General features: G+C 70.1%; 20 protein-coding genes. 10 read left to right on the top strand and 10 right to left on the bottom strand.

What is annotated here, in order from left to right; translation table 11 throughout:
* The first annotated feature begins 13 nt into the window (after nt 1–13).
* Nucleotides 14–1039, top strand: a complete 1026-nt coding sequence (locus KBX50_RS11815) for an aldo/keto reductase (protein ID WP_210937075.1) — start codon at nt 14–16, stop codon at nt 1037–1039.
* A 52-nt stretch (nt 1040–1091) separates the two neighbouring features.
* Complete coding sequence (locus KBX50_RS11810) at nt 1092–2285, top strand: macrolide family glycosyltransferase (RefSeq protein ID WP_210937074.1); 1194 nt, start codon at nt 1092–1094, stop codon at nt 2283–2285.
* A gap of 11 nt (nt 2286–2296) precedes the next feature.
* Here KBX50_RS11810 and KBX50_RS11805 read toward each other — a convergent pair whose 3' ends face one another.
* The 3 genes from KBX50_RS11805 to KBX50_RS11795 are packed head-to-tail and all read right to left on the bottom strand — an operon-like array spanning nt 2297 to nt 6538.
* Complete coding sequence (locus KBX50_RS11805; RefSeq protein ID WP_210937073.1) at nt 2297–3538, bottom strand: DUF885 domain-containing protein; 1242 nt, start codon at nt 3536–3538, stop codon at nt 2297–2299.
* A complete protein-coding gene (locus KBX50_RS11800) occupies nt 3535–5208 on the bottom strand; it encodes an ABC transporter substrate-binding protein (protein ID WP_210937072.1) in 1674 nt (557 codons plus the stop codon). The genes KBX50_RS11805 and KBX50_RS11800 overlap by 4 nt, the downstream gene beginning before the upstream one ends.
* Nucleotide 5209: 1 nt before the next feature.
* The gene (locus tag KBX50_RS11795) at nt 5210–6538 is read right to left on the bottom strand and encodes an aminotransferase class V-fold PLP-dependent enzyme (protein ID WP_210937205.1); all 1329 of its coding nucleotides are present in this window, start codon (nt 6536–6538) and stop codon (nt 5210–5212) included.
* Nucleotides 6539–6736: 198 nt separating this feature from the next.
* On the opposite strand from KBX50_RS11795, the gene KBX50_RS11790 reads away from it, so the two are divergent.
* The 4 genes from KBX50_RS11790 (at nt 6737) to KBX50_RS11775 (ending at nt 11408) form a co-directional block, all read left to right on the top strand.
* On the top strand, nt 6737–7735 hold the full coding sequence (locus tag KBX50_RS11790) for a methyltransferase (RefSeq protein ID WP_210937071.1): 999 nt from the start codon (nt 6737–6739) through the stop codon (nt 7733–7735).
* Nucleotides 7736–7754: 19 nt separating this feature from the next.
* Entirely contained in the window at nt 7755–9461 is a 1707-nt protein-coding gene (locus KBX50_RS11785) for an ABC transporter substrate-binding protein (RefSeq protein ID WP_210937070.1), read from the top strand.
* A 124-nt stretch (nt 9462–9585) separates the two neighbouring features.
* Nucleotides 9586–10572, top strand: a complete 987-nt coding sequence (locus KBX50_RS11780) for an ATP-binding cassette domain-containing protein (RefSeq protein WP_093409527.1) — start codon at nt 9586–9588, stop codon at nt 10570–10572.
* On the top strand, nt 10569–11408 hold the full coding sequence (locus tag KBX50_RS11775) for an ABC transporter permease (protein WP_210937069.1): 840 nt from the start codon (nt 10569–10571) through the stop codon (nt 11406–11408). Before KBX50_RS11780 ends, KBX50_RS11775 begins: the two co-directional genes overlap by 4 nt.
* A gap of 59 nt (nt 11409–11467) precedes the next feature.
* On the opposite strand, the gene KBX50_RS11770 is transcribed toward KBX50_RS11775, so the two are convergent.
* The 3 genes from KBX50_RS11770 to KBX50_RS11760 all read right to left on the bottom strand — a co-directional run bounded on the left by KBX50_RS11770 (nt 11468) and on the right by KBX50_RS11760 (nt 13481).
* Nucleotides 11468–12037, bottom strand: a complete 570-nt coding sequence (locus KBX50_RS11770; protein ID WP_210937068.1) for an SRPBCC family protein — start codon at nt 12035–12037, stop codon at nt 11468–11470.
* A complete protein-coding gene (locus KBX50_RS11765) occupies nt 12034–12570 on the bottom strand; it encodes an SRPBCC family protein (protein WP_210937067.1) in 537 nt (178 codons plus the stop codon). The genes KBX50_RS11770 and KBX50_RS11765 overlap by 4 nt, the downstream gene beginning before the upstream one ends.
* 137 nt (nt 12571–12707) lie before the next feature.
* Nucleotides 12708–13481 (bottom strand): class I SAM-dependent methyltransferase, encoded by a 774-nt coding sequence (locus tag KBX50_RS11760; protein ID WP_093409775.1) that lies wholly within the window; start codon nt 13479–13481, stop codon nt 12708–12710.
* 173 nt (nt 13482–13654) lie between these two features.
* Here KBX50_RS11760 and KBX50_RS11755 point away from each other — a divergent pair, with 173 nt between their 5' ends.
* Nucleotides 13655–14842 carry a glycosyltransferase gene (locus KBX50_RS11755; protein WP_210937066.1) on the top strand — a complete coding sequence of 396 codons (1188 nt, stop codon included), beginning with the start codon at nt 13655–13657 and terminating at the stop codon, nt 14840–14842.
* 272 nt (nt 14843–15114) lie between these two features.
* Here KBX50_RS11755 and KBX50_RS11750 read toward each other — a convergent pair whose 3' ends face one another.
* The gene (locus tag KBX50_RS11750; protein WP_210937065.1) at nt 15115–15504 is read right to left on the bottom strand and encodes a helix-turn-helix transcriptional regulator; all 390 of its coding nucleotides are present in this window, start codon (nt 15502–15504) and stop codon (nt 15115–15117) included.
* A gap of 112 nt (nt 15505–15616) precedes the next feature.
* On the opposite strand from KBX50_RS11750, the gene KBX50_RS11745 reads away from it, so the two are divergent.
* Nucleotides 15617–16345, top strand: a complete 729-nt coding sequence (locus tag KBX50_RS11745; protein ID WP_210937064.1) for a class I SAM-dependent methyltransferase — start codon at nt 15617–15619, stop codon at nt 16343–16345.
* A 372-nt stretch (nt 16346–16717) separates the two neighbouring features.
* Entirely contained in the window at nt 16718–17905 is a 1188-nt protein-coding gene (locus tag KBX50_RS11740; protein ID WP_210937063.1) for an acyltransferase, read from the top strand.
* 52 nt (nt 17906–17957) lie between these two features.
* Here KBX50_RS11740 and KBX50_RS11735 read toward each other — a convergent pair whose 3' ends face one another.
* The 3 genes from KBX50_RS11735 to KBX50_RS11725 all read right to left on the bottom strand — a co-directional run bounded on the left by KBX50_RS11735 (nt 17958) and on the right by KBX50_RS11725 (nt 21265).
* On the bottom strand, nt 17958–18947 hold the full coding sequence (locus KBX50_RS11735) for an NAD-dependent epimerase/dehydratase family protein (protein WP_210937062.1): 990 nt from the start codon (nt 18945–18947) through the stop codon (nt 17958–17960).
* A 4-nt stretch (nt 18948–18951) separates the two neighbouring features.
* A complete protein-coding gene (locus tag KBX50_RS11730) occupies nt 18952–20313 on the bottom strand; it encodes a nucleotide sugar dehydrogenase (RefSeq protein ID WP_210937061.1) in 1362 nt (453 codons plus the stop codon).
* A 76-nt stretch (nt 20314–20389) separates the two neighbouring features.
* A complete protein-coding gene (locus tag KBX50_RS11725; protein WP_374224608.1) occupies nt 20390–21265 on the bottom strand; it encodes a helix-turn-helix domain-containing protein in 876 nt (291 codons plus the stop codon).
* Nucleotides 21266–21531: 266 nt separating this feature from the next.
* Between KBX50_RS11725 and KBX50_RS11720 the strand changes: the two genes are divergently transcribed.
* Nucleotides 21532–22500, top strand: a complete 969-nt coding sequence (locus tag KBX50_RS11720) for a DUF1702 family protein (RefSeq protein ID WP_210937060.1) — start codon at nt 21532–21534, stop codon at nt 22498–22500.
* Nucleotide 22501: the final 1 nt, after the last annotated feature.

Raw genomic sequence — 22501 nt, 5'->3', positions numbered from 1 at the left:
GGGCGGTCGCCGGATGGTGGATCCGGCCCGCCACAGGGAGGTACGGGTGGCGTCGCTGCATGTCCGGCTCGGCCGGACCGGCCTGCGGGTGAGCCGGGTCGCGATCGGGACCGTCAACTTCGGCGGGCGGGTCGACGAGTCCGATGCCCACCGGCTGCTGGACCACGCGTGGAACCGCGGGGTCAACCTGGTCGACACCGCGGACATCTACGGATGGCGTGTACACCGTGGCTGGACCGAGGAGATGATCGGCCGCTGGCTGGCCAAGGACCCGTCCCGCCGCGACTCGGTGGTGCTGGCCACCAAGGTGGGCAATCCGATGAGTGACAGCCCCAACGACCGGGGCCTGTCCGCCCGGCATGTCGTCGCCGCCTGCGAGGCGTCGCTGCGTCGGTTGCAGACCGACACCATCGACCTTTACCAGATGCACCAGGTCGACCGGGAGGTCGGCTGGGACGAGATCTGGCAGGCCATGGAGCAACTGGTGCGCCAGGGCAAGGTCCGCTACGTGGGTTCCTCCAACTTCGCCGGCTGGGATCTGGTCAGCGCGCAGGAGGCCGCCCGCCGACACCGGCTGCTCGGTCTCGCCAGCGAGCAGTGCGTCTACAACCTGGTCAGCCGGTACGTCGAGTTGGAGGTGCTACCGGCCGCCGCCGCCGAGGGCATCGGCGTGCTGGTCTGGTCGCCGCTGCACGGTGGCCTGCTCAGCGGTGTGCTGCGCAAGCGAGCGGAGGGCACGGCGGTGAAATCCGCCCAGGGCAGGGCCGCTGAGGGGCTGGCCCGGCACCGCGCGGCGCTGGAGACGTACGAGCGTTTCTGCGCCGACCTCGGACGGGACCCGGCCGAGGTCGGCATGGCGTGGGTGCTGCACCGGCCGGGAGTGACCGCCGCCGTGGTCGGCCCCCGTACGCCGGAGCACCTCGACGGTGCCCTGCGCGCGTTGGACCAGCCGCTGGCGGCCGACGAACTGGCCCGGTTGGACGAGCTGTTCCCGCCGCTCGGGCGCGGTGGCCCGGCACCGGACGCCTGGATGTCCTGACCTGAACCCGTGCCCCACCGGTGCGGGACGCGACCACGGACGGAGTCGACCGGTGGCCCATCTGCTCTTCGTCAACGTGGCCAGCCACGGTCTGGTCCTGCCCACCCTGGCGGTGGTCACCGAGCTGGTCCGGCGTGGACACCGGGTCAGCTACGTCACCGCGGGCGGGTTCGCCGCGCCGGTCGCGGCGGCCGGCGCGACCGTGGTGCCGTACGCCTCGGAGATCATCGACGCTGACGCCGCCGAGGTCTTCGGTGCCGACGACCTCGGTGTCCGACCGCACCTGATGTATCTGCGGGAGAACGTGTCGGTGCTGCGGGCCACCGCTGCCGCGCTCGATGACGACGTCCCGGACCTGGTCCTCTACGACGACTTCCCGTTCATCGCCGGTCAGCTGCTGGCCGCCCGCTGGGATCGGCCGGCCGGCCGGCTCAGCGCCGCCTTCGCCTCCAACGAGCACTACTCCTTCTCCCAGGACATGATCGAGTTGGCCGGCACGATCGACCCGCTGGACCTCCCGGCGTTCCGGGACACCCTGGCGGCGTTGCTCGCCGAGCACGGTCTGACCCGGTCGGTGGTCGCGTGCTGGCAGCACGTCGAGCAGTTCAACCTGGTGTTCGTGCCGAAGGCGTTCCAGATCGCCGGGGAGAGCTTCGACGAGCGGTTCGAGTTCGTGGGGCCCTGTTTCGGGCAACGACGTTTTCTCGGGCGGTGGACACCGCCCGCCGACGACCGACCGGTCGTGCTGGTGTCGCTGGGCACCACCTTCAACGACCGGCCGGAGTTCTTCCGCGACTGTGCCCGTGCGTTCGCCGATAAGCCCTGGCACGTGGTGATGACCCTCGGCGACCAGGTCGATCCGGCGCAGCTCGGCGAGTTGCCGCCGAATGTGGAGGCGCACCCGTGGGTGCCGCATGTGGAGGTGCTGGAGCGGGCGAGCGTCTGCGTCACGCACGGTGGCATGGGCACCCTGATGGAGGCGCTGCACTGGGGGCGCCCACTGGTTGTCGTACCGCAATCCTTCGATGTGCAGCCGATGGCCCGCCGGGTCGACCAGCTCGGTCTCGGTGTGCTCCTGCCCGGGGAGAAGGCCGACGGGCAGGAGCTGCTCGCCGCGGTCGAGCGGGTGGCCGGCGACCCTGCGCTGGCGCAGCGGGTGGCGGCGATGCGGGAGCAGGTGCGGCAGGCCGGCGGCGCGGTACGCGCCGCCGACGCGATCGAGGCGTATCTGTCCCGGCACCGCTGACGCCGGCCGGATCAGCTGGCCATGGGGACCGGACCGGCCGTCTCCGCGATGATGTCGTCGTGCAGTTGACCGGGCAGCGCCTGCTCGGTCAACAGGGTGCGATACCGCTCGATCAGCGGCACCTCGGTCGGCCGGGCGGCCAACCACGAGCCGACCAGCCGGGCACCCTCGACGTAGGTGGTGGAGTACGCCCGCCACAACGGATCGACCAGGAAGGTGACGATCTGCTCGGCCCGGTCCCGGGGCAGCAGCAGCCACCGGTGCAGGTAGGCCACGACCTCGTCGGGCGGTACGCCCCGGTCGTGCAGCAGGATCGCCGCGTCCTGGCGGGCCGGCATGAGCTGGTTGACCAGTGCGACCAGCTGTTCGACCAGCTCACCTTCGACGGTGACGCCCTGGTCGGTCAGCAGTTCGCTGGTCCACCGGCCCCAACCGGGGCCGAGCAGGGCGGTCGCACCGTGCTCGGCGGTTCCCTCGGCCATCAGACACTGTGGCGTGTTGACCAGGGCGATCCGGTGCTCATCCCAGCCCCGCTGCTGGACCAGGCCGGCTTCCTTCAGACAGTGCTCGGCGTGGTGACCGGGGTACGCCTCGTGCGTCGCCATCAACGGCAGCACCGCGATCGTGCGGCCCGCCGTCTCGTTCAGGGTCACCGTGGAGCGGAACCCGCCGTGGTAGCGGTTGAAGGCGTTCCACGGCCGGTCGCGGACCACTTCGATCTCCAGCTGCTCGGTGGTGGGCAGCCCCAGCAGCGGCCGGGCACGCTCGCGCAGCGCGTCGGTGACGGCCCGTACCGCCGGACCCAGCCGATCCGGCGGCACCACGTTGCGGGCGTAGAACTCCTCCACCCGCTCCATCAACGTGCCGCAGCCGGGCAGCAGCGCGCCGATCGCGTCGTGCACCGCCGCGTACCGCTCCGGGTCGCCGAGCCCGATCTCGACGCCGAAGTAGGTTCGCACCTCGTCGAGGAAGCCGATCGGCTCGCCGGCGGCCCGTCGGGCGGCGCAGTGCACCGCCCGCACCTGGGCGGTGAGGAACCGCCGACGGTCGGTGTGCAGGTCGGCCTCGGGTAGTCGGGCCAGCAGCTCACCGGCCTGCCGGGCCAGCGTCGCCGGGTCGTGGACCGGCTCGGCGGCGACCCGGGCGGCCAGCGCCGGGTCGCCGAACCAGCAGTCGACGTAGCCGTCGACCAGCCGACCCATCCGCAGCCCGAGGGTGAGGTAGTCGGCGACGACCTCCTCGGCGGTGCTCACCGTTCGGTCCGCAGGCGGACGTCGCCGAGGTCGGCCAGGCCACCGAGCGAGGGCAGGGCATCGGCGCGACGCACTCGCGGCCCGCGCGGCGCCGCGCCGGTGGGGCGTCGGAACAGCAGGGGTACGACCGCCGCGTCGGCCAGCAGCCGTCGCTGCACCTGCTGCCAGCACGCCACCGCCTCCCGGGGATCGGCGGCGTCGACCGCCTCCTCGACCATCCGGTCGATCTCCTCGTCGCGGTGGCCGCTGGGCCGTGCGCCATCCACCAGCGGCTGGAGGAACACCCGCGCGTTGCCGTACCCCCACGGTGCCGTCCACGACGTGGTGCTGACGTCCCAGCTTTGCTCCGGTGCGCCTGCCGCGCCGGTGAGCAGCGCCCGGTGCGTCGCCTCGTCCAACGCCACCAGCCGTACCTCGATGCCGGCCGTAGCCAGGTCGGCGGCCCAGGCGCGCGCCAGGGCCAGTTCCTCGGTCCGGTCGGGGCACACCGCGGTCAGGACGAGTCCGTCCGGATGGCCGGCGGCGGTGAGCCGCTCGCGGGGGGTGCCGCGCGCCGGTGGGTCGGCCGGTGGGTCCGGCGGCAGGTGTCCGTCGTTGCCCGGCGGCACCACGGTGTACGCCTCGCGGATCGCCGACCACGGGTCGTCGGCGCGGGCGATCCGGGCCAGCGCGGATCGGTCGATCGCGTCGGCGATGACCCGCCGCACGGCTGCCGTGGCCACCGCCGGGTTGGCCGGGTCGCGCAGGTTGAACACCAGGAACGGGTCGGCCCGGTACCCGCTCACCTCGCCGACGGGCACCCCCCACGGCAGGTCGGCCACGTCGGCGGAGATCTGGTCGGCCAGCTGGCGCGGACCGTCGCCGGACACCCGGAACTCCACGGCGTCGAAACGCTGGTGCCGCACCGGGTCGCTCTCCGGACGCCAGGTGGGGTTCGGTTCCAACCGGATGGTGTCCCCGGGCTGCCATGCGACGATCCGGTACGGACCGCTGGCGACGAGGTTGGCGTGCAGTTCCGGGCTGCCCGGCAGGTACGCGTCGTACTCGGCGGGGGCCGGGGAGGCGCAGGACAGGGCGAGCATGTCGGGAAAGTCCAACGCCGGGCGGAGCAGTTCGATGACGACCGTCTCGTCGTCGAGGGCGAACACGCCGGGCAGATCGTGCGCGTTGGCGAAGGTGGCCAGCAGTGCCGCGGTGACCGGCTGGCCGGCGACGGCGGCGGCGTACTCCTCGCAGTACCGGTCCATGCCCCGTATCGTGCTGCGGAAGTAGGGCAGCGCGGGATGGCGGGTCGCGGGGTTGGCGAGTCGCTTGAATCCGCGTACGACGTCGTGAGCGGTGATCCGCCTCGGCTGCGGGGTGTTCCACCACACGTCCGGGCGTAGGTGTGCCACGTACGAGCGGTGACTGGCGCCGAGCCCGGCGTTGTAGGTGGACGGCACGTCGACGGCCAGGTCACCGACCGGGCCGAGGGCCCGCCAGTCGGTCGGGTCAGCCGCCCCTCGGTAGCTGACCAGTTGCCGCGTGGTCAGGCGCAGCAGTTGGCGCTCGGTCGGGGACCAGGCGACGGCCGGGTCGGCCTGGTGGACGGCGGTGGCACCGAGCATCCGCAGGATGTTCCGCTGGCGGGTGCCGGGTGTGCTGATCGTGGTGCTGCGTGCCTGGGTCACCTCAGGACATCTCCTCGGCAAGGCGGACCATCGTCCGGACGCTGTGGTCGATCTCCTCACGCGTGTTGAACAGATGCGTGGTGATGCGTGCCGCGTAGTGCTGGTGCGGCGATCCGGGGACGTCGAACTCGGTCCAGCGGGTCCAGATCCGGTGCTCGGTCTCCAGTCGTTTGACGAAGGTGATGAACTTCTTGATGTTCCAGGCGTCCTCGGGGCGGCGGAACGGGTTGAACGCGATCAGCGGTGAGCGCAGCCGGGGGTCGACGCCGGGGGAGTACATGGCCTCCTCGCCGAAAGCCTCGATCAGTCGGCCGCGCGCGTACTCGGCGAGCTCCATGACGTACCGCTCGATGCGGTCCCGCCCGATGTCGTCCCACAGCTCGAAGGCGCGGGTCAGCGCGGCGCCGCGCGCCAGGTTGGCGCTGCCGGCGCTTTGCAGGTAGTCGCCCATGTTGTAGCTGGCCACCTCGTTTGTGGTACGCGGCGGCGGGCTGCCCATCATCGGGTACCAGGTCGAGATGAGCGGCCAGAAGGTGGGCAACGGCAGCGGGTTGGACTCGGGGACGACCTTGTTGCGGACGTAGATCAGGCCGGTGCCGAGGGGTCCGCACTGGAACTTCGAGCCGGAGCAGGTGATGAAGTCGGCACCGTAGTCGCGCAGGTTCACGTCGAGCATGCCGGGGATCAGAGCGCCGTCGATGACGGTGGTCAGGCCGTACCGGTGAGCCAGCTCGCACAACTGCCGGACGGGGAACATGGTGCCGGTGAAGAGGGTGATCGCCGCGAACGACAGCACCTTGGTACGCGGGGTGATCGCCGACTCGACCAGGTCGACGATCTCCTCGGCCCGTACGTCGTGGCCCGACGGCGGGGTGACGGTGCGCATCACGACGCCGTGCCGGTTGCGCAGCAGGTTGAAGTTGGACAACACCGAGTAGCACTCGTGGGTGGTGGTCACCACCTCGTCACCCGCGTGCAGGTCCAGCCCGTGGATGACCCGGGCGACGCCCTCGGTCGCGTTGTGGCAGATGACGATCTCGTCCTCGTCCACGCCGAACGTCTTGCCGATGAAGGCCCGGTACTCGGTGAACATGGCCGGCCGGTAGACGTCCAGAAGCCCGCCGGTCCACTGTCGGGTGACCCGGTCGACGGTATCGAGGACCTCGTACGGCATGGCCCCGACGGTTCCGGTGTTGAGATGCACGGTCGTCGGGTCCAGGGCGAACAGTTCCCGGATGCGGCTCCACGACGCGGTGCGCAACGGGCTCGGTGGCACCGACGCCGGGACGGTGGCCGAGCCGGGGGACTCCACGGTATGGCTCACGGTGATCCCTTCGTAGCCGACGGCGGGTCCGGAGGCCGCAGAGGCGGTCCGGGCCGACGCTCAGAACAATCACTTTCTCAAGTGAAAAGCGGCGAGGCTATCGCGCAAGTTGCGGTGAAGAGAGCCTGACGCTGCTAACTACTTCATTCCGGTATAGCATCCGAGCAAGCGTGTGCGGCAGTCGCGATCGGGCCCGGAGGAAACATGGACAGGTTGCAGTCGGCGCTGGCCCTCTACCAGGAGGCGATGGGCTACACCTACGCGGCGGCCCTGCGGGCGGCCGCGACGGTGAACGTCGCCGACCATCTGGCCGACGGGCCGCGCACCGCCACCGAGTTGGCCGCCGCCACCGGCACCGACGTCGACGGATTGCGCCGGGTGCTGCGACTGCTCGCCGCGCGGGACGTGGTTCACGAGCACGACGGCCGGTTCGCCCTCACCGACAAGGGCGCCGCGCTGCGGTCGGACTCCCCGGTGCCGGCGCGGGCCGGCATCCTCATGTTCACCGACACGATGTTCTGGACGATGAGCCACCGGGTGACCGACGCGATGGGGGCGCACCGACCCGGGTTCGACGAGATCTTCGGGCGCTCGCTGAACGACTACTTCGACAACGACGCGGAAATCGAGGCGCTCTACTACGAGGGCATGGAGACGGTCAGCGCCGCCGAGCACCTGATCCTCGCCCGCACCGGCCTTTTTCCCGACACCGGCACGGTCGCTGACGTCGGCGGCGGGCGGGGCGGCTTCCTGCTCACCGTGCTGCGTGAACACCCCGGCCTCCAGGGCATCCTGCTGGACCGCGCCGAGGTGGTCGCCCGTCATCGGCTCGACGAGCCGGACGTGGCGGGGCGCTGGAAGGTCGTGGCCGGCGACTTCCTCGGCGAGGCGCCCCACGCCGACGTACACGTACTCAAGCGGATCCTGCACAACTGGGACGACGAGCGGAGCGTACGGATCCTGACCAACTGCCGTCGGGCGATGCCGGCGCACGGCCGGGTGCTGGTGGTCGACGCGGTCGTCCCGGAGGGCAACGACCCCCACCAGAGCAAGGAGATGGACTTCATGATGCTGGCCGCACGCACCGGACAGGAGCGTACGGCCGCCGAACTCGAACCGTTGTTCACCGCCGCCGGCCTCCGACTGGAGCAGGTGGTGGCCACCCGGTCGGTGATGTCCGTAGCGGTCGGCGTGCCGGCCTGAGCAGGGAGGTCGTCGAACCGTGCCGGATCACCGCCCACGTCCCCGCCCCGGCGGCACGTTGCGCTTCTACGGCCCCGGCGGGCTTGACCACCTCGACCCCGCCGCCGCCTACTACGCCTTCTCCCACCAGGTGATCCGGCTCTTCGCCCGGCAGCTGTTCAGCTATCCGACGACGGAGGACGCCCGCGCGCTGGTGCCGGTGCCGGATGTCGCCGCCGAACTGCCAACCGTCGCCAACGGGGGACGCAGCGCCGACGGTCGGAGCTACACGCTGCGGTTGCGTGACGGGGTGTACTGGGACACCAGCCCGCAGCGGGCGGTCACCGCCGCCGATTTCGTCCGTGGCTTCAAGCGGATGGCGAATCCGGTGGCCGGCGCGGGGGCCCTCGCCTACTACACCAGCACCATCGCCGGGATGGCACAGTTCGTCGCGGGCTACCGGGCTCGCTTCGCCGGCCGTACGCCCACCGCCGCGGAGCTTGCCGACTACCAGAACAGCCACGACATCGCCGGCCTGCGGGCGGTCGACGACCGGACGTTGGTCATCGACCTGCTCAGACCGGCAAACGATCTGCTCAACCTGCTGGCGATGCCGTTCGTCTCGGCGGCACCGCACGAGTACGACCAACTCGTCCCGGACAGCCCGGAGTTCATCCGCCAGGTCCGTTCCAACGGTCCGTACCGGATCACCTCCTACGTCCCGGGCAGCCACCTCACCATGGCGCACAACCCGGCCTGGCAGCCCGACGCCGACCCGATCCGCCGCCGGTACGTGGACCGGATCGACGTCCGGATGGCCCGGGTGAGCGACGAACGGGTCCGCGACGAGATCACCAGCGGACGGGCGGACCTGTCCTGGGGCGCCGCCGTGGGGCGGCCACGCCGACGCACCGAAGCGGACCGCAACCTCGGCTGGGCGCTCAACCCCTACCTGGTGTTCAACCTGAACAGTCCGCGTGCGGCGGGCGCGTTGCGGCGGCGGGAGGTCCGGCTGGCCATCGCGTACGCGATCGACAAGGCACGGCTGGTCCGGTTCTTCGACGACATGGGAATCGGCACGGTGACCCGTCCCGCGCACGGTGTCATCCCGCCCGGCAACGTCGGCCACCGTGACTACGACCCGTACCCGACACCCGGGGACCGGGGTGACCGTGCGCGGTGTCGCCAACTGCTGGCGGAGGCGGGGTATCCGCACGGGCTCAGCTTGACGATGATCTACCGGATCGACGCGGTGCACGGTCAGGTGGCGAAGGCGGTCGCCGAGGACCTGGCCGCGGGTGGGATCGACTGTCGACTGGTGGAGATCGACCAGACCGACGAGTACTACCGCATTCTCCAAGATCCGAAACGGGCGGCAGCGGGGGAGTGGGACATCACCCCGGCGGCTTTCATGCCCGACTGGTTCGGCAACAACGGCCGTTCCTACGTCCAGCCGATGTTCCAGAGCAACACCGCCGTCGGCACGGCGAACTACGGCGGCTACCACAATCAGTTGGTCGACGACCTGATCGACCGCGCCCTCTCCGCGCCTACCGAGGATTCGGCGGCGGCGCTGTGGCACCAGGTCGACCGGCAGGTCCTCACCGACGTGGCGATCGTGCCGATCCTGGTCTGCGAGCCGACCATCGAGCACCTGACCAGCGCGCGGGTACGCGACGCGATTCCCCTCCCGCACGTCGACCGCTGGTACGACGCGGCCAACCTGTGGCTGGACCCGCCGGATTGACCCGGCGTTATTGTCGTCGCGACTAATAGCAGGCTTGAATGATATAAGTAGCTTCTGTAGCTTGGTCCGGGCAAGATCTCGTGATTCGGCTGCCCGAGTTCGCTGTGACGCGACGGGAGAGAGCATGACAGGCAATCCAGCGCTGGCCATTGAGACTCATGAGCTGGTGAAGGTCTACGGAGAGACGCGCGCCCTGGACGGGCTGGACCTCACCGTGCGCACCGGGACGATCCACGGTGTACTGGGGCCCAACGGTGCCGGCAAGACGACCGCCATGAAGATCCTGGCGACCCTGCTGCGGCCCACCTCCGGCAATGCCCAGGTGCTCGGTCACGACGTGGTGCGCGAGGCGGCGGCGGTACGCCGCCGGATCGGCCTGACCGGGCAGACCATGGCGCTCGATGAGGACATGACCGGCCTGCAGAACCTGATCCTCGCCGGCCGCCTTCAGGGCCTGCGGCACCGCCCGGCTACCGCCCGCGCTGAGCAGTTGCTGGAGGCGTTCGAGCTGACCGAGGTTGGTAATCGGCTGGTGAAGACCTACTCCGGTGGCCAGAAACGGCGCATCGACGTGGCCGCGAGCATGGTGGTGACGCACGAGTTGCTCTTTCTCGACGAGCCGACCACCGGCCTCGACCCGCGCAGCCGCAGCGAGGTCTGGCAGATGATCCGGGTGCTCGTCCAGGACGGCGGCACCGTCCTGCTCACCACCCAGTATCTCGACGAGGCCGACCAGATGGCCGACGACCTGACCCTGATCGACCACGGGCAGGTGGTGGCCCGCGGGACGCCAGCCGAGCTGAAGACCAGCCGCGCCGACGGCGTGCTGGAGGTACTGCTGACCGATCCGTCCCGCCGCGCCGAGGCGGGCACGCTGCTCGCCCGTGCGATCGGCGCGGGCGTGGACGCCGAGTCCGACCCGTCCCGGCTGCTGGTGAAGATTCCCGACGCCGACCAGGCCGCGCGCGCCCTCGGCGAGTTGGCCCGCGCGGGGATCAGCGTCGAGGACTTCACCCTGGGGCAGCCGTCGCTGGACACGGTGTTCCTCGCGCTCACCGGTCACTCCACGCTGGACGACACCCGAGAAGAGGAAGCGGAGGTTCGGGCATGACATCATCCAGCACCCAGGCTCGGCCGGCGGCCGAGTCCCCCGGTCGGTCGGTTCCCGGCATGCAACGGCCACCCGCTCCGGGTGCCCTCTTCGCCTGCCGTACGTTCGCCTGGCGGACGTTGATCAAGCTGAAGTACGTGCAGGACCACCTCGGTACCGCCGTAGTGTTCCCGGTGATCCTCACCCTGGTCTTCACGTATCTGCTCGGTGGCGCGATCGCCGGGACCCCCGGGGACTATCTGCAGTTCTTCCTGCCCGGCGTGATCGTTCTGTCGCTGGTGGCGTCGAGCATGATGAGTGCCCTGACGCTCAACCGCGACATCGCGACCGGGATGTTCGATCGGGTCCGCTCCACGCCCATCTGGCAGCCGGCGGTCCTGGTCGGCACGATGGGCGGCGACGTGCTGCGGTACGCGCTGACCTCGGTGGTGCCACTGGCGTTGGGTCTGCTGCTGGGCTTCCGCCCGGACGGTGGCTTCGCCGGTGTGGTGCTCGCGCTGCTCTACCTGCAGCTGTTCACCTTCAGCGTGAGCTGGTTGTGGATGTTCTTCGCGGTGCTGATCCCGCAGCCCACGGCCGCGGCCGGTGTGGTCAACCTGCTCCAGTTCATCCTGCTGTTCGGCAGCAACATCCTGGCCCCCTCCCAGACCATGCCGGGCTGGCTCGAGGCGGTGGTGAAGCTGAACCCGGTCACCCATGCGGCGACCACCACGCGTGGCCTGATGCACGGTGATCTGTCTGGCGGCGATCTCACGGCGGGTCTGCTCGCCTGTGCGGCGCTCATCGTCGTGTTCGCGACGCCTACCGCCCTGCTCTACAACCGCAAGCAGCGCTGACCTCCGACGACGCCGGCCCCGGTTCCTTCGCGGGAACCGGGGCCGGCGTCTTTGGGTGGTCAGGCTCCGGGATTGACCAGGGCGGCCCAGGTCTGGCCGCGTTCCTGGGCGATCCGCATCATCTCGGGGCTCGGCTCGAACTCCTCGGCGGCGTCCTCCGGTACGGGGGCGCCGGGCAGGTCGCCGCGCAGGAACATGCTCAGGAAGTCGAGGGCCATCTCCCATCCCACGGCCACCTCGATGAGCATCAGGTCGGCGACCGTGGCGTGCTCCAGTTCGAGCAGCGTGCCGGAGCCGTCTTCGCTGAGCCGCAGTTCCACCTCGCTGTCGGGCTTGTCGCCGTAGATCCAGCTGAGGGTGAGCAGCCGCGGCGGCTCGCAACGCAGGATGTCTCCGTGAGCGTTGCCCGGCAGGTCGAAGGTCCCGCCCTGGCGTAGCTCTCCCTTCGGCTCGATGAACCAGCGGTTGATCCGGTTCGGGTCGGTGCAGGCGCTCCAGACCTCCTCGACCGGCGCGTCGTAGCGCTGCCGGATGATGACGCTGCGGGCGTCACCGGCGGGGATCGAACGCTGGCCGATGAGCCGCTCGGTCGGCTGGCCGGAGGCCACCGGGTTGTTGAGTTCGCTCACTTCGCCGTCACCTCCTTGATCCTCTTCTCGAAGGAGGCGAGGATCGTGGGCCAGCCCTTGTCCATGCCGTTGCGCACCCGCTTGGCGTGCTTGGTGCCCATCCGGTCGAAGTGCGTGTGCTCGACCTCGACCCGGGTCTTCTTCTGACCGTCCGGCACGAACGTCACCGTGAACTCACTGGCGTTGTCCGGGTCGATGCGGCCGAAGCCGTTGAGCCGCCAGCCGACGGCCAGGGTGTCCGGTGCGTCCACCGTGCGGATCAGACCGAAGGTGTGTTCCTCGCCCTGCTCGTCGATCTCGTAGAGGCGGCCGCCCTTCTTGGGGTCGACGCCCAGGGGCGCGCCGACCTTGGTGGTGCGGAAGTTCTCCGGCCACCATTTCGGGAAGTCCTCCAGGAACACCTTGAAGGCGGTCTTGCGGTCGGCGGCGACCGTGACGCTGTGCCGGACGAACGGATCGTAGTTCGGCGGTTTCGGCTTCCGGGCGGTGGTGCTCTTGGTCGCCGTGGCGGACGCGGTCTTCTCCTGTGGCATGTCTCCGTCCTCACTGTCGCTGTGCGGGAGGTGGACGGCTCGCGGCTCGACCACCTCTCCATAAGTCGACGCAAACGTAAGTCAGAGTTTATACGTACCCAGCCCGGCTTGCTCGATGCGCGGTGGACACGCGGGGTTCAGGAGCCCCACCGCAGGTAGGCGGGGGCCGGTCGGCCGGGGATCAGGCGCAGCGTGGCGTGGTCCAGGCCGAGGGTCTCCCGCATCGCGATGTTCTCTCCGGGCCACTTGGGGTTGTCCAACTCGTCGAAGGCGACGATGCTGCCCTTGGTGAGGTGCGGACGGATGGCCTCAAGCACCGCCTTGGACGGTTCGTAGAGGTCGAGGTCGAAGTAGGCCAGCGCGATGACCGTCTGCGGGTTCTCCGCCAGGTAGCGCGGCACCGTCTCGCGTACGTCTCCCTCCACGAGGACGCTTCGCTGGGTCACATGGCCGAAGAACTCGCTGCACTCGTGGGCGTCGAGGACCTCCCGCAGGTACGCCGGGTAGCCCCCGGGGGTCGCGAACCGGCCTTCGTACGCGGTCGGACCGACCTTGTCGACCTCGTTGACGTCCGGAAACCCGGTGAAGGTGTCGAAGCCGACGATGCGTCGCAGCGGGTTGTAGGGCTCGTAGAGGCCACGCAGCGCGGTGAAGGTGGCGAGGTGGCGGCCGTACCGGACACCGAACTCCATGATCACGCCGGGTACGTCCAGGACCTCGCGGTAGAGGTGGTCCATGGAGAGCAGGTCGGTCAGCTGGTGCCGGCGCAGGAAGAGGGGAAGGTTGTTGACCAGTTCCTCGGTCGGGATGGGGGAGTTGGTCAAGAGCTTCGTCAGGCGCTGAGTCGTGTCCGTCTCCTCGGCCGAGTCGTGCACGAAGGCACGCAGGTCCTGGCCGTCACCGCTGCCCATGGAGGCCTCCCAGACGTAGATCACTTTATATTTTCAAGCGTAGAGCAGGAGCGTCGGATGGCACAACACGGCAAGGTTGCTTGCCATACGAGTTGCGCAAGCCGGGACACTGTTGATCCGTAAGGCTTGTGCTAGATATGAATAAAGTGGATTGTCGTCCCTTCGAAAGGCGAGTGATCGACGTGCGTGTGCTGTTCGCCAGTCTCGGAACACACGGCCACACCTACCCGCTACTGCCGTTGGCCGCCGCCGCTCGGGATGCCGGCCACGAGATCACCTTCGCCACCGGTGAGGGCTTCGCCGAGGTGTTGCGTGGGCAGGGCTTCGACCCGGTCGCCACCGGGATGCCGGTCTTCGACGGCTTCCTGGCGGCGCTACGGATCCGCTTCGACACCGACAGCCCCGACGGGCTGACGCCCGAGCAACTCAGCGAGCTTCCCCAGATCGTGTTCGGGCAGGTGATGCCACAGCGCATCTTCGACCAGCTCCAACCGGTGCTCGACCGGGTGCGACCCGACCTCGTGGTGCAGGAGATCAGCAACTACGGCGCAGGACTGGCCGCCACCAAGGCCGGCATCCCGACCATCTGCCACGGGGTCGGCCGAGACACCCCGGACGAGCTGACCCGATCCATTGAGGACGAGGTGCTCCGGCTCGCCGCTCAGCTCGGCATCGACCTGCCGCCCGGGCGCATCGACGCCTTCGGCAACCCGTTCCTCGACATCTATCCGCCGTCGTTGCAGGAGCCCGCGTTCCGGTCCCGCCCCGAGCGCCATGAGCTGCGCCCGGTGCCGTTCACCGAGCGACCGGACGTGCCGGACTGGGTACTCGCGCGGACCGGGTCCCGGCCCCTGGTGTACCTGACCCTGGGCACCTCCAGCGGCGGCACCGTCGAGGTGCTGCGGGCCGCGATCGACGGCCTGGCCACCCTGGACGTCGATGTCCTCGTCGCGGGCGGCCCGTCGCTCGATCTCACCCAGCTCGGCGAGGTGCCGACCAACGTGCGGCTGGAGTCGTGGGTCTCGCAGGCAGCGCTGCTGCCCCACGTCGACCTCGTGGTCCATCACGGTGGCAGCGGGACCACCATCGGCGCGTTCGACGCAGGTGTGCCGCAGCTCTCCTTCCCGTGGGCGGGTGACTCGTTCGCGAACGCCCAAGCCGTGGCCCAGGCGAAGGCCGGTGAGCACCTGCCGCCCGGCGGTGTCAACGCCGAGGCGGTGGCGGACGCCGCGAAGCGGCTGATCGCGGACGAGAGCTACCGGACGGCGGCGAAGGCGGTTGCCGCCGAGATCGCGGCGATGCCGGCCCCCGACGAGATCGCCCGCCGGCTGCCCGACTTCGCCGCGCGGCGGGCCGGCTGATCGCGCCGAACGGTGGGCCGGATCGGGCTTTCTCGAAGGCCCGATCGCCGTCGTCCGGCGGTACCGAGGCGGCTGGGCGGTCACCGGAGCAGAGCGTCCGGAACCGCCTAGGCGCTGTGTCGAAGTCCCTGGCCGGCCTACGGCGGGCCCAGACGACGGCCGGCCGCGTCAGGGATTGGTCCGGATACAACACCGGTGTCCTGACCAATCCCCACCTTGCCGGACCGCGGCCTGGACTCCGCCTCGGCTCGACCGGCGACTTCGACACAGGGCTAGCCGTCCGCGCCGCCGGACCGACGGCGGGTCTGCTGGTCGGCCGGCGACTCGCCACTGCCGGACCGGCGACGGGAGCGGCCCCGCGCGATCTCCGTACTCAGCGCGTCGAGGCGCTGGCTCCAGAAGCTGCGATAGCGCTCCAGCCAGTGGTCCAGTTCCTGAAGCGGCGCCGGATCGACGGCGTACAGGCGGCGGGTGCCCTGCGGACGCACCGTGGTGAAGCCGTTCTCCCGCAACACCCGAAGGTGTTGGGAGACACCGGGCTGGGAGATCCCGAACTCGCGTTGCACGATCGCACCGACCTCGCCGGCCGACATCTCGCCGTCGGCCAGCAGCTCGATGATGCGGCGGCGGACGGGGTCGCCCAGGACGTCGAACGCGTGCACGGCACGACAATATCAGACCGTGGTTATAAAGGCGGCAGGTCGGCGATCGTCCCGGCGTCGCCGATCCAGCTCGCCGCCTGGTCGACGACCGGTGGTGCCGGGAGGGGTAGGAATGTTCGGGCCACAGCACGCCGCGGTGTACGAGGCGACCTACCGTAGCCGGGGCAAGAGTTGGCAGGCAGAGGCCACCGACGTGGCCGACCGGATACTGGCCGTCCGTCCGACCGCGACCCGGTTGCTCGACGTCGGCTGCGGCACCGGAGCCCACCTGGAATCGTTCACCGGTCGGTTTGCCCACGTCGAGGGCGTGGAATTCGCGCCGGCCATGCTGGACGTGGCCCGCCGCCGGCTGCCCGGGGTGACGCTGCACACCGCTGACATGCGCGATTTCCGGCTCGGTGTCACTTTCGACGCGGTGACCTGCCTCTTCACCGCGATCAACTTCCTCGGCACGGTGGCGGAGATGCGGGCCGCCGTCGCCACGATGGCCAGACACCTCGCGCCCGGCGGAGTGCTGGTGGTGGAGCCCTGGTGGTTCCCGGAGCGGTTCATCGACGGTCACCTCGGCGGCGACCTGGTCCGGGAGCCGGACCGGGTGGTGGCTCGGATCTCACGCTCGACCCAGCAGGGGCGGCTCACCCGGATGGAGGAGCGTTGGCTGGTGGGTGACGCCCACGGTATACGCGAGTTCACCCAGGTCGGCCTGCTCGCGATGTTCACTCGTGACGAGTATTTGGACGCGTTCGCCGCCGCCGGATGCGAAGGGTCATATGTGAACGGCTGGTTGACCGGACGAGGACTTTTCGTGGCCACTCGTACCGGCGAGCCGCCATCGAACTGAACGGATCTGACGCGGGCCAAACTCGGCCGATCAATCCTACGATGTGGGAGACCGGAGGGTTGCAGTGGTCCGGCGGATGAGTAACCCGGGAAACGGATAGACCCGACCGCCCCCTCGGCGTCACAACCTCGCTCTACGGATCGACGAACCGCCCAATAGGACGGTGCGTCGGAGTCCGTACGCGTGTCATCGTCGCATTCACCGCAACCAATCAGCGGGACGTTGGACGTTGTCTGCCAGACGGACTGATCCTATTTCGTCGGCAGATACGACGAAAGATTCGGCCCCGAGTGTCGGCACCCGCCGATGGCGCAGTTGGACGGGCGGCATCCGACGGCTCAGGGCGTGGCCCGGCCCCATCCGAGGAGCGACGTGACACAGACCGACGCACGACCACACCGTCTGCCGGCACTCACCGGTTATCGCTTCTTCCTCGCGCTCACCGTGGCGGCGGTACACCTGCTCTCCACATCGCAGCTCTTCGCCAACGAGGCGCTGCAACTCGGGATGGGCCTGACCACGCCGTTGGCGTCGGCCGCCCTGGCCACCTTCTTCACCCTCAGCGGTTTCGTGCTGACCTGGTCGGCGCCAGCGATGGACCGCGCCATCCGGTTCTGGCGTCGTCGGTTCTGGAAGATCGTGCCGCTGCACGTGCTCGCCTGGGGTGTCGCGGTGGCGTTCGTCCTGGTCGCCAGCGCGCCGTCGCCGGTCAGCGGATTCTCCACCGACCTGCGGGCCGGCCCGGCGGTGGCGAGCCTGCTGCTGGTGCAGGGTTGGGTGCCGTCCTGGGACTACCTGTCCTACCTGAACGCCCCGGCCTGGTCGATCTCAACCGAGGCCTTCTTCTACCTGTTGTTCCCGTTGCTGCTGCCGTTGGTGCTGCGCATCCCGGCCGAGCGGCTGTGGCGCTGGTGCTTCGCGATCATCGGGGGGATTCTGCTGATCTCGGCACTGAGCCCGATGCTGCCCGGCGTTGCCCAGCTGGACTGGTTGCCGTTCAACCTCACCGAGTACTGGTTCGTCTACACCTTCCCTCCGGTCCGGCTGCTGAACTTCCTACTCGGCATGGTGCTGGCGCGCATCGTGCAGACCGGCCGCTGGCGGCGGGTCGCCCGGTGGAAGCTGGTGCTCTCGACGATCCTGGCGTTCCTGCTGACCCCGATGCTGCCGTTCACCTTCATCTTCAGCGCGGCGCTGTTCCTGTCGCTGTTCGCGTTGGTGGCGAACCTGGCCCATGCGGACCTGGAAGGTCGCGGGCGGGTGCTGCGATCCCGGCCGTTGGTCGCCCTGGGCAACGCGTCGTACGCGCTGTACATCATCCACTTCCCGATCATGCTGATCATGCGGCATCTGGTCGGTGCGGACCAGCGGTTCGGCGCCGGGGCCGGTCTGCTGATCGCGGGCGCGATGTTGCTGGTGTCGATCGCCGTCGCGATCGGTCTGCACCGCTGGGTGGAGGAACCGCTCCGTCGCCGGTACGCGCGGGCCCGAATCACCGGGGACCGGCCCAGCCTCGGCGGGCAGGTCCGTCCAGCCACCGTCGTGCCCGGACAGGCCTGACCGTACGTGGTGCCCACCGCGACCCCGTACGAGCGGTGCTGCGGTACTCCGGCTACCGGGCGACCAACCCGTCGTCGGCCTGCGCCGACCACCAGGGGTTACGCCGGGCCCACTCGACGGTGTGACGCAGGCCGGTCGCCAAGGGGGTCTCAGCGCGCCAGCCGAGCAGGCTGGCGGCCTTGCCGCAGTCCGGCACGCGCCGTGGGATGTCCTGGTAACGGGCACCCAGGCCGGCGCCGGTGTCCGCCGTCCGGGCCGACAGCGTCACCCCGGCCACCTCGGCGGCCAGCCGGATCGCCTCGGCCACCGGCGTCTCGACGGTGTTGCCGATGTTGAAACACTCGCCGACCGCCCGCGGGTGCGCCGCCGCGAGCAGGGTCGCCTCGGCCGCCTCGGATACCCAGGTGAAGCAGCGGGTCTGCCGGCCGTCGTCGTACACCACCGGAGGATCACCACGGAGCAGTCGGGCGATCGTGCGGCTGAGCACGTACGCGGGCCGCTGCCGCGGGCCGTAGACGTTGAAGTACCGCAGCACGACCACCGGCAGTGCCTCCTGCCGGTGGTACGCGAAGGTGAGGTGCTCCGCCGCGGCCTTGCTCGTCGCGTACGACCAGCGGTCGGTCGCGGTGCTGCCGAGCACCCGGTCGTCCTCTTCCCGCCACGGCACCCGGGGGTTGCGTCCGTACACCTCGCTGGTGCTGGAGACCAGCACCCGGGCGCCGCAGCGCAGGCCGGCCCGCAGGGCATTGCGGGTGCCATCCACGTTGACCTCGACGACATCCAGCGGCCGGCTGAGATACCGGTCGACGCCGACGACAGCGGCGAGGTGGTAGATCTCGTCCACGCCGGTGGCGGCAGCGGTCAGCGCCGTCGCGTCACGGACGTCGCCCCGCACGTGCCGGACGTCGCCGGCTGCGCCGGCCAGGTCCGGCGGCGGGTCGGCCGGATCGTAGACCACCACCTCGTCGCCCCGGTCGAGCAGGCGTTGCACCACGTGACTGCCGACGAAGCCGAATCCGCCGGTCACCAAGGACCTCGGCACGATGTCACCTCCCGATACCGCGATAGGCGAAGCCGAGCCGAAGCACCTCGCGGACGCGCGTCGGCGTCAGGTGCATGCGCCCGTCGAAGAACAGGCACGGACGGTGCACCTGAGTGACCAGGGTGCTGAGGTCGAGGTCGTGGAACTGGCGGTGTCCGGCGAGGAAGGCGAGACAACCGGCCCCGGCGACCGCCTCGGTCAGGCTCGCCGCCGGCGCGAAGCCGAACCGGGCCTCGATCTGCGCCGGGTCGGCGAGCGGGTCGAAGATCCGGACCTGGAACCCGGCCTCACGCAGCGCCGCCACCACGCCCAGCACCGGGGTGTTGCGGACGTCGCCGGTGTCGCTCTTGAAGGCCGCGCCGAGCACGGCGACCGTGGTGTCCGACCGGTCCAGGCCGAGCTTGAGCAGTTCGTCGGCGATCAGCGAGGCGGTGTAGCGGGGCATGTCGTCGTTGACCGCCCGAGCGGTCTCCACCGTGCGTAGCGGGACGCCTCGGCTGCGACCGTCCCGCCAGGCCATCCACGGATCCTTGGTGAGACACGAGCCACCGACCCCCACGCCGGGCATCAGCAGGTTGACCATGCTGCTGCCCTTGGGCAGGGTGTTCGCCGCGCCAGTCACGTCCAGGACGTCCACGTCGAGCGCCGAGCAGTACCGTGCCAGCTCGTTGGCAACCGCCACGTTCGCGTCGATCCACCAGTTGGTGGCCAGCTTGACCACCTCGGCCGCCTCGGCGGACGGCACCTGATGAACCTCGACGCCGAGGCTGGAGCGCCAGAAGCGCTCGGCCGCCGCGGCCGAGCGGGGACCGACCCCGCCCACCACGACCGGCAGGCTGCGCACCTGGGCCAGGGCGGCGCCCTCCGCCAGCCGCTCCGGGCAGAAAGCGAGCCAGAAGTCGCATTCGCGGAGCAGCCCACCGCGCTCCAGCAACGGCGCGACGAGGGTGCGGGTGGTGCCGGGGGAGACCGTCGACTTGACGATCACGAGTTGCCCGGCGCGCAGGTACCCGGAGAGCCGTTCGCAGGCCGCCACCAACTGGTCGGCGACCATCTCGCCCCGCGGGTCGGTCGGCGTGCCGACGGTCACCAGCACCACGTCGACGCCGGCCACCACCTCGTACGAACTGCTCGCGGTGAGTCGTCCGGTGGCACTCAGGTCGGCCACGGCGTCGGCGAGGCCGGGCTCGGGCAGCCGGCACCGGCCGGCCCGCAGGTCGGCCACCAGGGACTCGTCGCTGTCGATCGCCACCACCTCGGCGCCGCGTTCGGCGAGCGCTACCGCGAGGCAGGTGCCGACGTAACCGGCGCCGACGACGGCGGCCTTCAGTGCGGACACGCGTCCGGAAACGGGATCGATTGGCATGGTTGTCCGGAACCGCCTTCCTGTTCACGGCGTCGCGGGCCGGTCACCGTCGGGCGAACCTGCCAGGTCGCCGCCGTCATGCGATGGCCGGGGTGGCAGGCGCGTGACGAGGGACCGGCCGGGCCGGTCCTGACCAGCGTCCCGGTGCGACCCGGCCGATGAGCGTCTCGACCAGCCGGCAGACCGGCCCGATCGCCAGCGCGGGCGGGTCGGTGGGGCGGGGAGGCTGGATCGTGATGCGGGCATGGGCCCGGCCGTCCTGGGGCAGCAGCAGGTCCGAGGCGCCCACCAGATAGCTGGTCGGCTCCTCGTCCACCAGGGCCCGGGCCACCGTGCTGTGGCCTCGGACCAGCACGACCCGGGTGTGGTACGTGCCGGGACGGGCCACCACCGGCACACCTGTGCCGCCGGCGGAGACCGCCCACGCAGTTGACGCGTCACTGGACTCGCCCGCCGTGCGCAGGCCGACCAGGACGAGGTCGTCGGGGGTGCTGTCGGGCAGGTGCAGCGTCAGCCGGGGGCGGACCACCTCGGTGCCCGCCCGGCGCAGCGCCTCGGCCAGGACGTGGCAGGGCCGTCCGGCCAGCAGCCGGGCCAACTGGCGGAAGTGTCCGGGCGAGGTGCCGACGAGGCGGGTGAACTGGGTGGTGAACGTGCCGGCACTTGTGTAGCCGACGTAGCCGCTGATCGCGGTCACCGTGAGGCCGGTGTGCAGCAGCAGCCGGCGGGCCTCCGCCATGCGCAGCGCGGCGAGGAACCGGGCCGGGGTCATCGAGGTCACGTCCCGGAAGAGTCGATGGAAGTGGAACGGGCTGAAGGGGACCACTCGGGCCAGGTCGGCAAGCTGCAGTGGCTCCGCGAGATGACCGCGCATGTATTCGATGGCCCGTGCCGCAGCGGCAGCACGGGAGTGGTCGACCGTGCTACGCGTCACGCCTGGCGTCGTTTTCACGTGCACTCCCTGGGAGTCGATCGGGCACCGTTGTGGATTGTGCGCGGCTGTGCTTGACGTTTTCTTGATTGCTGGCCGGGAGGGTCGGCCGGCAATTCATGGGCCAGCCGAGCAAGTTGAGAGAAGTAACTCCGATGATCGCCGTGAAACATGGTTCGGGTACCGACACGGCGACACTGGTCCCGTATGGGGCTGATTAATCAGCGGGGTCCAATTTGCCGAATCATGTCGGCCTTATTGCGGATGACGCGCGTCAGGAGTAATCCATGCCCGTCAACTGGCGAACCATTCGTCAGAACCTTCTGACCCCGAAAACAACCGAGGCCAGCTTTGCCACTCGTGGGTTTGTCGCCCGTGACGAGGCCAGCCGCGAGCTGCTGGAGTCCGTCGGCGTCCACTTCCTGACCGGCTTCCGGTACGCAGTGGGTGAGCGGGGCCCGGTCGAGGCCACGGCGCGGCTGGAGACGGTCGAGCCCGACCTGCGGGGCTTCGCGTACGAGGGTGCCGCGATGGGGTTCGCCGTGCTGGACGGGCTGACCGGTGGCCGCCGGCTGGCCCGGTTCCTCGCCGGTCCCGCCGATCGGCACGTCTACATGGTCCATGTCGGGCTGGGATGGGCGATGGCCCGGCTGCCCCGCTGGCGGTGGCGGGCCGTCCAACCGACCGACCGCCTGCTGGGCTGGCTGGCCCTCGACGGGTACGGCTTCCACCAGGCGTACTTTCACACTCAGCGATACGTGCGGGAACGCCACCGGGACCGGATCGGCTCGTGGCCGGGGGATCCTGCCGGGCGGTGGACCGGCCGGGTCATCGACCAGGGCGTCGGGCGGGCGTTGTGGTTCGTGGCGGGCGCCGACCCCGACCGGGTCGCCGACACGATCGACCAGTTCCCCGTCGAACGGCGCGAGGATCTGTACAGCGGGACCGCGCTCGCCGCCACGTACGCCGGCGGCGCCCGCCGCGAACTGCTGCTCCGGCTGGCTGAACGGGGCGCGGCGTACGCACCGGCCATGGCGCAGGGCAGCGCGTTCGCCGCGCAGGCCCGTCGCCGTGCCGGCCTGACCAGCGAACACACCGGCGTCGCCACCGAAGTGTTCTGCGGTACGCCCGCAGCGCAGGCCGCCGAGGTGACCGAGCACGCGTTGGACGGGCTCGACCACGACGGGCCGGTGCCGGCGTTCCTGGTCTGGCGGCAGCGGATCGCCCAGCAGTTCGTGACCTTGGGGAGGTGCTGAC

The organism is Micromonospora sp. C51 (assembly GCF_018070435.1).
Lineage (GTDB): Bacteria > Actinomycetota > Actinomycetes > Mycobacteriales > Micromonosporaceae > Micromonospora > Micromonospora sediminimaris.
Note: the sequence above shows the minus strand (reverse complement) of the source record. Positions and strands in the feature narration are given on the sequence as shown.